The sequence below is a fragment of the Dietzia massiliensis genome, from assembly GCF_018390595.1.
GTDB lineage: Bacteria > Actinomycetota > Actinomycetes > Mycobacteriales > Mycobacteriaceae > Dietzia > Dietzia massiliensis.
The window spans coordinates 1-396 of record NZ_JAHBAV010000268.1; the positions used below are offsets into that span (position 1 = coordinate 1).

Annotated in this window: 1 protein-coding gene; it reads left to right on the forward strand. The window is 56.8% G+C overall.

Features of this window, described 5'->3' with window-relative positions:
• Nucleotides 1-396 (forward strand): hypothetical protein (locus KHA85_RS17160; RefSeq protein WP_213186712.1); only part of this gene is annotated, 396 nt, incomplete at both ends.

A 396-nucleotide genomic window follows, 5' to 3' on the forward strand; every position in this document is an offset into this window, starting at 1 on the left:
GTGTGGGCGGGTTGATGCTTGGCGTTGGGCTGGTGGGTTGCTCTGATTCGGAGGAGGGTTGGGAATCAGTAACCGTTGATCGCATCACGGTGAGCCATCCCACGGAGTGGGTGGAGAAGCCACCGGAGAATGAAAATTTCACCAAGAATTTCACTGACGGCCCCCATGGCATGCAGATTGCGGGTCATTACAGTGACGACACCGAACCTACGTTGGCATGGTCCGTGCTTGAATTCATGATCCGCGGGACGTTCCAGGGCTACGACCCCAAGGGGTACCAGGAGATCACCGTCAAGGGCGCTGCCAGGGCGATCAAGTGCCCGTTTGACTTCACTTATAAGGGGAAATCTGCGCGAGGGTATTGGCTTGTTGCTTCGGGTGTGTTGCCCACAGAGG